General features: G+C 72.1%; 2 protein-coding genes and 1 pseudogene. All 3 read right to left on the reverse strand.

Annotated features, from left to right (window positions below):
- Window positions 1-71: 71 nt before the first annotated feature.
- Window positions 72-3,764 (reverse strand): ACP S-malonyltransferase, encoded by a 3,693-nt coding sequence (fabD, locus tag WJ438_RS13405; protein WP_406725441.1) that lies wholly within the window; start codon window positions 3,762-3,764, stop codon window positions 72-74.
- Window positions 3,765-3,888: 124 nt separating this feature from the next.
- Window positions 3,889-9,741, reverse strand: a pseudogene (locus tag WJ438_RS13410) (amino acid adenylation domain-containing protein); the annotation flags it as partial.
- A 41-nt stretch (window positions 9,742-9,782) separates the two neighbouring features.
- Window positions 9,783-10,979 (reverse strand): methyltransferase, encoded by a 1,197-nt coding sequence (locus WJ438_RS13415; protein ID WP_406725442.1) that lies wholly within the window; start codon window positions 10,977-10,979, stop codon window positions 9,783-9,785.
- Window position 10,980: the final 1 nt, after the last annotated feature.

Raw genomic sequence — 10,980 nt, forward strand, 5'->3', positions numbered from 1 at the left:
TTCTCGCTGTGCCGACTGTCGGTACGGATGCCGGAGTCGTCCGGCGGATGCGGTGCGGGCTTCCGCCGGCCTCAGCAGCCGCCCGTGAAGGTGGCGGCCCGGCTGCGGAGCAGGTCCGCGGTCTCGGCCATCAGATGTTCGGCGACCGTGTCGACGTCCCGCGCCTGCCAGGAAGCGAGTTCGGTCCCGGCCACCCAGGCGTTGAACGCGCCCATCGCGGGCCCGCAGTAGACGAGGTAGTCGACCCGCCGGCCGGGCTCGCCCCGCCGTGCCAGGTCGAACCCGCGGTCCAGATACGTCCGGAAGGCGGCGGCCATCCGGGCCTTGGCGTCACCGGTCGCGCCCGCCGCGGCCTCCTCGAACGCGCCGCGCAGGAAACTCTCCTCGATCTGTCGGCGGGTCGGCCCGTCGATGTCCTCGAAGGATTCGTGCCGAGCCCACAGGTCGTGCAGTTTCGCCGCGCGGGCCGGAAGGAACACCCCGCGCCTGACCGCTCGCACCCGCATGCCGAGTTCGAACATCTCCGGGGCCGGCGTGAGGGCCACGTCGTACACGTCGAGCCGCTGGAGCAGATCCTTGACCTCGGCACTGGTGACGGCCTGCGGTGTGCACTGGTTGACGGAACCGGTCAGCACGAAGTCGGCGCCCATCATGAACGCGGCGGCAGCGGCCTCCGGAGTGCTGATCCCGCCGGCCGCGCCGACATGCACCCGAGGCCCGGACCCGGTGCGCTCGTCGCGCAGGCGGAGCACCGCGGGCAACAGGGCGGTGAGGCTGCCTACCGCGTCGTCGAACCAGGCCGAGCCGGCCTTGACGCAGAGGTCGTCGGCCATGGGCAGGCGGCCGTGGCGCTCGGCGTCCCGGGCGTCCACCTGCCCCTCGGCCACCAGGCGCTCGACCAGCGGCCGGGGCGGTGGGGCGAGGAAAGCGGCCGCCATGTCGGTGCTGGACACCTTGGCCAGCACCCGGCCACCAGCGAGGCGGTAGCGCACCAGCGCGGGGGTGATCCGCAGGAATCCCGAGGCCTCGACGGTGCCGACGCCCGTGCGCAGGAACAGGTCCACGAGCGCCGACTCCCGCCCGGGATCGGCCGGGCTGTGCAGCAGGTTGGCCCCGTACGCGCCGTCGGTACCCAACTGGTCACCCAGGCGGACCAGTTGCTCCTCCACTTCGGGCAGGGCCACACCGCCGGTGCCGTAGAACCCCATGGCACCGGCCTTGGCGAGCCGGGTCAGCAGCTCCGAACCCGACACACCTCCGTACATGGAGCCCGCGAGATAGGCGTACCGCAGGCCGTAGCGCTCCCGGAAGGAGACGGTTCCCAGCGTCTCGGCCCGAGCCCCGCCGCCAGTTCCGGGCCGGGAACCCGCCACCTGCGCCGCCGCGGCGGCGCCCTCCAGGCCCGAACGGTCGGATCCGGTGGTGCGGTGGGAAGCGAGGGGGAGGTCACCGGGGCCACCGGCGGCGAGGGGATCGAAGGGCGCGCGCCGGCCGGGAACGACGGGGTGACCGGGAAGGGGCCGGTCCTGGTCGACACTGCGATCGGGCACGGCGAAGCGGTCGGAGGGCACGGGCCGGCCGTGCTCGGCGGTGCGGTCGGACACGCGCCGGCCGTACGGGACGGAGCGGCCGGGGCCGGCCGGCGCCGCAGCCGGTCCGAAGGGCCCGTCCGGTGCCCGCCGCGCGGCCGGAACACTCGAGGACGGGCTCGGTGCCGCCGCGGCGTGGCACGGTGAGGCGGTGCCGGTCGGGGAGTCGGCGGCGGAGGCCGCCGTGGCCGCCGGTTGCGCACGGTGGGCACCGACCACCTCCACCGCGGGGCGGTCCGGCAGGGGTCCCTCCGCGGACCGGTGCCGAACGGGTTCCGCCACCGCTTGCCGCTCCGGCGGAGCTGCCTGGGCGGACCGGTGCCGCGGGGGTTCCCCGGCAGGAAGCGGCGAGGCCTCCGACCTGATGCGGGTGACCAGTTTGTGCAGGACCGCACCAGGGCCGAGCTCCTCGAACTCGAAGTCGCCCCGGCCCATCAGATAGCGCACGGAGTCGGTCCACAGCACCGGCGAGTGGATCTGCCGGACCAGCGTGCTCCGTACCTCACCGGGCCGGTAGGGACGGGCGTCCGTGTTGGCGATGACCGGTATACGGGGGTCGCGCAGGGTGAAGCCGTCCAGGTAGCGGGCGAACTCCTCGGCGACCGGGCGCATCGTGCGGGAGTGGAACGGGGCGCTGACGTTGAGTGTCAGGAAGTGCGCGCCCAGGCCCTCGAAGACGCTCTTGGCCTGCTCGATCTCGTCCGCGGGGCCGGCGAGCACGAACTGGGTGGGGGCGTTGTGGTTGGCGATGTCCAGGCCGGTCACCCCCTGCTCGGCGAGCGCCTGCTCCACGCGCTCCAGGTCGCATCCGAGGACGGCCGCCATCCGGCCGCCGTCGGCCCGGCTCATCAGCTCGCCGCGCCGCCGCACCAGCCTCAGGCCGGTCTCGAAGTCGAAGGCTCCCGCCGCGAACAGCGCGCCGTATTCACCGAGGCTGTGCCCGATCAGGTAGTCCGGCGGCCGGGGATCCTCCCGCAGCCGGTGCAGCCACGTCAGCGCGGACACCACGTACAGCGCCGGCTGGGTGAACTGGGTGAGTTTCAGTTCCCGGCGCGGGTCCTCCAGGCACAGCTCCCGGATCGAGTAGCCGAGCACCCGGTCGGCAGTCGCCGTCTCCTCGGGAAACGCGTCGAAGAGGTCCCTGCCCATGCCCTTGGCCTGGCTGCCCTGGCCGGGAAATCCACAGACCTTCATGGTTCCGTCCTTGGATGCGATGTGGGTCCGGCGCCGCGCGGGGAGCGCGGCACGTACGGCTGCCAGCTGCCGGGCGTCGTCGGCCAGCGGGCCGAGCAGGGCGTACGACCGGGAGTGGGAGCCGTCCCGCAGACCGCCGCGGACGAAGTTGTGGAGCGTTCCGGAGGGGCCGAGGTCGAGGTAGTGGTGCGGGCCTCGGCGCTCCAGCGCGGTGAGCGTGGCGGCGTACTCGATGGGCAGGCGGGCCGCGTTCCACAGGTGGTCGACCGTCATCCGGCCGACCTCGGCGCCGGTGACGCAGGACACGACGGGCAGGCGCGGCGGCCGGAAGTCGGCCTCGGCCATGAGGTCCCGGAACGCCGCTTCCCCTTCCTCCATCAGGGACGAGTGGAACGGGTAGGAGACCGGCACCCGGTGACAGACCACGTCGCGCAGACGCAGTTCGTCCTCCGCCGCGTCGAGGGCTTCCTCGGTCCCCGCGACCACGAAGTGGCCGGGGTAGTTGCGGGCTGCGATCTCGGTGCGGTCACGCAGTACCGGGACGCGCCGGTGCAGTTCCTCGTCGGCGAGGACGGCGAGCATTCCACCGCGCCGCGCGGACCGCAGTCGGCGCGCCTGCCGGACCACCAGGCGCAGGCACTGCTCGGTGTCCAGGGCGCCGGCCACCGCGGCCGCCGTGAACTCGCCCAGGCTGGCGCCGAGCAGCAGGTCGGGCTCGACGCCGTGGTGGATCAGGGTGTCGGCGAGGGCGAGCTCCACCATGACAATGGCCGGGTGGGTGAAGCGGATATCGTCGAACGCCTCCGTCCTGCGCCGTTCGTCGTGCATCTCGGCCAGCACCGACGCGCCGAGCTCGTCGCGGGCCACGGAGTCGAGCCGGTCCAGCGTGTCGCGGAACACCGGCTCGCTCCGGTACAGGCCGAGTCCCATCCGGCGGTACTGGGAGCCCTGGCCGGAGAACTGGAAGACGACGGGCGGCATCACACGCGGTCCCCTTCCTGCTGCCGCCGGACATCGACGACGCGGAACTCGTCCTCGTGGAAGGCCTCCAGGCCGGCCGGGGCGGCCCGTCCTGCCGCGCCGCCTCGAGGAGCGCGTCGACCGGGCGGTCGAGGCCGTCCAGCATGGCCGCGAGCACCGCACACAACCCGGTGAGCAGGCGGCGGGCTCCGGAGTCCGGGATCACTTCGCGGTAGTACGACAGGTGGATGGTGGTGGCGTTGGTGGGGAAGACGTCCAGCCGCAGCGGGAAGCCCATCTTGGAGACGAAGAAGGCCGTGCCGGAGCGTTCCATGCCGTCCACGCCGATGTTCTGGAAGACCACGTAGCTCTCGCAGGGCAGCGTGCCCTCGGGCAGGTCGCTCAGGGCGAGTACGGCGTCCAGGGACAGGGTTTCATGACTTCCCATCTCCACCAGCCCCGCGAAGAGGGTGCGCAGGAACTCCGCGGCGTCCTGCCCGGCCCGCAGGCGGGTGCGCAGCGGCAGGATGGCGAACGCGGGGCCGACCATGCCGGCGAGCGCCTGCGGGTCGGCGACCGGCACGGACCGTCCGGTCGTCAGCACGCCGTGCACCACGTCCTCGGAATCGCTCAGGGCTGCGTTGGTCAGCGCCCAGGCGCCCTGGAACAGCGCGTTGAGGGACAGCCGGTGCCGCTGGGCGAGCTGCCGCAGGGACAGCATGGTTCCCGGTTCCAGTGTGATCACCTGGCGTGCGTAACCACTCTCGGCCGGTGCCGGGGGCAGGTGTCGGCGCAGGCCGCGGGAGAGCGAGAAGGGCCGGGTGAGTCCCTCCAGCGCCTGTCGCCAGTAGCGTTCGGCCGGGCCCCGGTCCTGGGTGCGCGCGGCCTCGACGAAGTCACGGAACGGCAGGCGTTCGGCGGTCGGGGCCGGGGGCCGCCCGGTGGCACCGGAGTCCAGCAGCTCCTGGAGACGGTCGGTGACGATCTCGTAGCTCCAGCCGTCCAGGCAGAAGTAGTTGAGGCTCACCGCCACCAGGGCGGTGTCCGCGTCCAGCCGGGTGAGCAGATAGCGCAGCCCGTTCGGCGTACGGAGGTCCAGGCCCCGCTCGCGGTCCGCGCGCAGGTACTGCTCCAGGCGGGCGTCCTGCTCCTCGTCCGGGATGTCCCGCCAGTCGGCGAACACCACCTCCGGATCCGCTGCCGCGTGCACGACCTGCACCGGTTCCGGCACGCCTTCCCAGCGGAAGCTGGTCCGCATCAACGGGAACTCGTCGATCACGCGGCGCAGGCTGTCGGTGAACAGGTCCGTGTCGATCTCGGGCAGCCGCAGGATCTGCAGGCGGTGCACCAGGAACAGTCCCGGCCGGGGGTGTTCGCGCCACTCCTTCAGGGCCCACTGCTGGAACGGGGAGAGCGGATAGACGTCGACCACGTCAGGGGCGTCGTGCGACGCGTCCGGCGGGTTGTCCGAGGCGTCCGCGGATGCGCCCGTCGTCACAGCGGCGGCGTCGGCCGCGCCCGTCGACTTGTCCAGGGCGGCGGCCAGAGCCGCGACCGTGCCGTGCTGGAAGACCATCTGCGGGGTGAGTTCGAAACCCCGGCGGCCGGCTCTGGCCACGATCTGGATGGTGTGGATCGAGTCGCCGCCGAGTTCGAAGAAGTTGGTGTGCACGCCGACCTCGTCGATGCCGAGGACCTCTGACCACAGCTCCGCCAGCGCCTGTTCGGTGGGGGTGGTCGGCGTGTCGGTGCCGGCCTGGGCGTCGCCGAGGTCGACCGCGGGAAGCGCGTCGCGATCGAGTTTGCCGTTCACGCCGACGGGGAGGGCGCGCAGCGGCATGACGGCGGTGGGGACCATGTAGTCCGGCAGCCGGTCCTTGAGGTGCTGGCGCAGGTCGCGCGCCAGCCGGGCCGCCCGGTGCTGGAACGCCGGGTCGTTGGCCGGAGGTTTTGGCCGGTGGTGCGGCAGCGGCAGCCGATGGGTGCCGGTGCGGCTGAACAGCACGGCGTAGCTGCCGTCGGCCGCCTCCGGCATCCACGACACCCGCACCCGGTACCCGGTGGCCTCGCCGAGCAGCCACCACTGCTCCGGGTCGACGCCGGACCCGGGGCCGAGTACCGGGTCGCGCAGCAGCTCGCCGACCAGTTCCTGCCCGTCCTTCGCGGACAGCGCCTGACGCTTGTGGTGGGCTACGGCCAGCCGGGCGTTGGGCACGCCGAGCACCGCCAGGGCCTCGGGCCGCTGAGCGGTGAGCCGGGCGCGGATCGCGTCCGGGTCGAGGTCGTCCCGCCAGTCGACGACGCGGATGTCGGCGACGGCGTCCGCCGCCTCCTCGCCGACGTGGAGGACCGCGTCGTAGCGGTAGCGGGTCAGCTCGTTGCGGTGGACGCCGCGGCGCAGGTCCACGTCCACCTCGGCGATCCGGGGGCTGTCCTGGAGGAGCGAGGTGAAGAACGCGGGGTGCACCAGCAGTTCCTGCTCCTGCCGGATCTGCCGGACGACACGGGCACGCAGCCGGGCCGCGGTGAGCTTGGCCGGGGCGCGGTGCAGCTCCACCTCGGTGTGGAAGGTCTCCATCAGGGCCAGGTTGCGTACGTCCCCCACGAAGACCGTGCCCTCGTCGCCCACGGCGGCCACGGCCCGGTCCAGGACCGTGCGCAGGTAGTCGACGTCGGGGAAGTACTGGACGACGGAATTGAGGATCACCACGTCGAACGGCTCGTCGGACACTCCCGCGATGCCGTCGGCGGGGTTCCGGGAGAGCGTCACGCCCGCCAGTTCGGGCCGTTGGGCGACAAGACGGGTGCGTACGAAGTCGAGGGCGGCGGCGGAGATGTCGGTGCCGTGGTAGGCCTCGCAGTGCGGAGCGATGCGGGACAACAGCAGGCCCGTGCCGCAGCCGATCTCCAGAACGCGGCGGGGTTTCAGGGCGAGGATGCGTTCGACCGTGCCCTCGACCCACTCCCGCATCTCCGCGGCGGACAGCGGCTCACCGGTGTAACTGCTGTTCCAGCTGGTGATGTTGAAGTCCGCGGCGTGTGCCCCGTCCCCCTTGGCGTATGCCTCGTCGAACACGGCTGCCCAGGTGTCGACCTGTCCCTCGGCAGGGTCGGCCGGCTCTTCCTCGGCCGCCGTGGGGCGAGGCGTGGGGACGACGTAGGCGACCAGCTGCTTGCGGTCCGTGTCGTGTTCGTCGCCGCGGGCGACGACGGCCGCCTCACGCACCTCCGGGTGCCGGGTCAGCGCGGCCTCGACCTCACCGGGCTCGATCCGGATTCCGCGGATCTTCACCTGGAAGTCGGCCCGGCCGCGGTACTCGATCGCCCCCTCGGGCAGCAGCCGCGCCAGGTCGCCGGTTTTGTAGAGCCGGTCGCCGGGGGCGCCGAACGGGTCGGGGACGAAGCGCTCCTCGGTCAGTTCGGGCAGGTTGTGGTACCCACGGGCCACCTGCACGCCGCCGATGTGGAGTTCGCCGACGACACCGACGGGCACCGGGTTGAGGTGCCGGTCCAGCACCAGGACGCGGGTGTTGGCGAGGGGGCGGCCGATCGGCACGACGCCCCGTGGGTCACCGGGAACGCACTGCCAGGCGGTCACGTCGACGGCCGCTTCGGTGGGTCCGTAGAGGTTGTGCAGCTCGGTGTCCGGCAGCCGGCCGAAGAACCGCTCCTGCAGGCTGAACGGCAGGGCCTCTCCGCTGCACAGCACCCGGCGCAGCCGGGTGCAGGTCTCCTCGAGGCCGTCCTGCTCCAGGAAGACCTGGAGCATGGACGGCACGAAGTGTGCCGTGGTGATGCGCTCGCGGTGCATGAGGGCGGCCAGTGCGACCGGGTCCCGGTGCTCCCCGGGCGGGGTGAGTACCAGCGCGGCGCCGGTCATCAGTGGCCAGAAGAACTCCCACACCGACACGTCGAAGCTGCACGGCGTCTTCTGCAGCACGCGGTCCGTGTCGTCGAGGCGGTAGCGGTCCTGCATCCACAGCAAGCGGTTGACGATGCCGCGGTGAGTATTGAGCACCCCCTTGGGCCGGCCCGTCGACCCGGAGGTGTAGATCATGTAGGCGAGGGTGTCGGGGCCCGCATCCCGCGGCAGCGGGTCTCCGGACGCCTCGGCCGTCTGCTCCCAGCCGGCGTCGAGGGCGAGGACCGTGGCGGTGGTGTGCGGCAGCCGGTCCCGCAGGTGTTCCTGGGTGAGCAGGATCGCGGGGGCGCTGTCGGCGAGCATGAAGTCCAGTCGGTCCACCGGGTACTCGGGGTCGAGCGGCACGTAGGCGGCGCCCGCCTTCAAAACGCCCAGCAGGGCGACGACCAGTTCCAGGGACCGCTCGGCGCACACGGCGACGAACCGCTCCGGACCTGCTCCGTTCCGGCGCAGCCAGCGGGCGAGCCGCTCCGCCCGCTCCTCCAGGCCGGCGTAGCTGAGCCGCTCTCCGTCGAGGACGAGCGCGGTGGCGCCGGGGGTGCGGGCCGCCTGCTCGGCGATCAGTTCGTGCAGGCAGCGGTCCGCGCCCTCGAAGAAGCGAGCGGTGTCGTTCCACTCCTCGACGATCCTGCGGCGCTCGGCGTCGGAGAGGATCTCCAGTTCGGACACGCGGCGCCCGGGCTCGGCGATCGCCGAGCCCAGCACGGCCCGGTAGGCCTCCATCAGCCGGCGGACGGTGTCCGGGTCGAACACGTCGGCGTTGTACTCGACCTCGACCAGCAGCTCGTCCGAACGGTCGATGACGCTGATCCACAGGTCGAACTTGGCGGTGGCGTTCCGTACGCCCTCGATCGCCTCGATGACGAGTTCGGAACCGGTCTGCAGGGGGCGGGCGGGCAGGAAGTTGAAGCAGACCTGGAACAGTGGGTTCTGTGACAGGTAGCGCTCCGGCTGCAACGCGTCCACCAGGGCTTCGAACGGCACTTCCTGGTGCTGCTGGGCGTCGTTGACGACGCCCTGCACCCGGCGCAGCACCTCGTGGAAGTCAGGGTCGCCGGACAGGTCCGTGCGGTACACCAGGGTGTTGACGAACATGCCGATGAGCGGCTCGATGTCCACGTGGGTGCGGTTGGTGACCGGAGACCCGACCGGGATGCCGGTCTGGCCGGTGCAGCGGTGCAACAGCACGTTCAGCGCGGCGAGCAGGACGACGAACAGGCTGACGCCCTCACGCCGACACAGGGCGAGCAGCTCGTCGCGCACCCGGCCCGGGTAGACGACCCGGAGGTCACCGCCGGAGAAGGTCTGCACCGGGGGCCTGGGGCGGTCGAGCGGCAGTTCCAGGCTCTCGGTGCCGTCGCCGAGCTGTTCGCGCCAGTAGGACAGCTGGCTCTCCAGCCGCTCCCCCGCCATGTGCCCCCGCTGCCAGACGGCGAAGTCGGCGTACTGGATCCGCGGCTCGGGCAAGGGCGAGGGTCTGTCGGCCGCGAAGGCCTCGCAGAGGGTGAACAGCTCCTGCCAGAACAGGCCCAGCGACCAACCGTCGACCACGACGTGGTGGGCGTTGAGGAGGACCACGTGCAGTTCGGGCCCGAGCCGGTACGACGTGACCCGCAGCAGCGGACCGGTCGCCAGGTCGAACGGGCGGCGGGCCTCCTCGAAGACCAGGGCGTCGAGCCGGGCGGGATCGTCGCTGAGATCCACCAGCTTCACCGGAACGTGCAGGTCGTCGAGGATCTCCTGCCACGGTTCGCCGTCCTCGCTGGGCAGGCGGGTGCGCAGCGCCTCATGACGCCGCACCACTTCCCGCACCGCCCGCTCCAGCACCTCATGACGCAGCGGCCCGCGTACGCGGAAGCTCATCGGCACGTTGTACGCCGGGCTGCCCGGCACCATCTGGTCGAGGAACCACAGCCTGCGCTGGGCGAACGACAGGGGTGGCCGCCCGCCGGGCGGGCGGCGGGGGATGCCGGTGGCACCCGTCTCTCGGGCCGCGCCGGCCAGCTTCTGCAGCAGGGCCTGCTTCTGTGGGGAGAGCCTCGCCTTGCGGGACGCGAGCGCGTCGTCGTGGGACATGGCGGGAAGGGCTCCTCTCGGTCGTACGGGCTTCGCGTCGCTCACGCCAGCAGGGTGTTCACCGCGTCGTCCGGCAACTGGTCTATTTTTTCGATGAGTTCGGCCTCCAGGAGACCGGCCATGTCCGCGAGGGTGCGGGCCTGGAACAGTTCTCCGAGGTCGAGTTCGACCGGGAAACCGTTCTTCAGGCGGGAGATGATCTGGGTCAGCAGGATCGAGTCGCCTCCCACGTCCTGGAAGTCGTCGTCCGGCCGGACCGAGGTCAGGCCCAGCACCTCCTGCCAGGCGGCGGCGACCCGCTCCTGCAGCGGGCTGCCGAAGGCCGCGCCGTCAGCGGTACCGCCCGTGTCCTCACCCGCATCCGCACCCGCAGGGGCCGTGACACGGTCAGCGGCCTCGTCGACGGGCCCGCTCACGGCCTCCGTCGTGGGCTCGGCGATCGTGGCGGCAGCCGGTTCGCCGGCGTCCGTGGCCTCCCCCGCCGCCACCGGGCGGGCGCCCTCCTTCTCCGCCAGCACCACGGCCTGGAACGCGCGGTCCTCCCGCACCGGGGCGGGCGACAGGCCACGTACCCGGTGGAAACCGGACCGCTCCAGGGCCTGCCGCCACAACGGCACGCTGAGCAACGGGGAACCAGGGAGCCGGCAGTCGTCCTCGGCCGCCCACCACCCGCTCATCAGGCCGAAGGTCATTGTGAAGAAGTCCTGTTTGCGGGTGGTCTCCAGCACGATCAGCACACCGCCGGGGCGCAGCAGCTGCCGGGCATGGGCGAGCGTGTCGTCGATCCGCCGGGTGGCATGCAGAACGTTGCAGGCCAGAACGATGTCGTAGGCGCCCGGCTCGAAGCCCTGGCCGGCGGGCGGCTGCTCGATGTCAAGGGGCCGGAAATCAACGAAGGGGTGGTCCGCGCCGTACCGGCTGCGTCCGTGCTGGGTGAAACCGCGGGAGATGTCGGTGTACATGTAGCGCAGCCCGCCGCCGAGGCCGTCCAGCGCGGGGAGCACCTTGGCGGTGGTGCCGCCGGTGCCCGCGCCGATCTCCAGGACCGACACCGCGGCGCCGGGGTCGGCGGCCCTGCGCGCCCGGACATACTCCGCGACCAGCCGGGCGACCAGTCCGTTGGTGTCGTGGTCGCTGTGGTAGACGGCTTCGACCGCGTCGAACGAGCCGTCCGGGAAGAGCACCTCGTGCGCCTTCTTCCGCCCGGTCAGCACGTCGGGCAGGTCTTCCAGACACATC

This window comes from Streptomyces sp. GD-15H (genome assembly GCF_045291515.1).
Taxonomy (GTDB): Bacteria; Actinomycetota; Actinomycetes; order Streptomycetales; family Streptomycetaceae; genus Streptomyces.

Excerpts from the sequence above, each read along its gene's own strand:
- fabD (WP_406725441.1), bottom strand. The coding sequence starts at position 3,764 with ATGCCGCCCGTCGTCTTCCAGTTCTCCGGCCAGGGCTCCCAGTACCGC.
- WJ438_RS13415 (WP_406725442.1), bottom strand. The coding sequence starts at position 10,979 with ATGTGTCTGGAAGACCTGCCCGACGTGCTGACCGGGCGGAAGAAGGCG.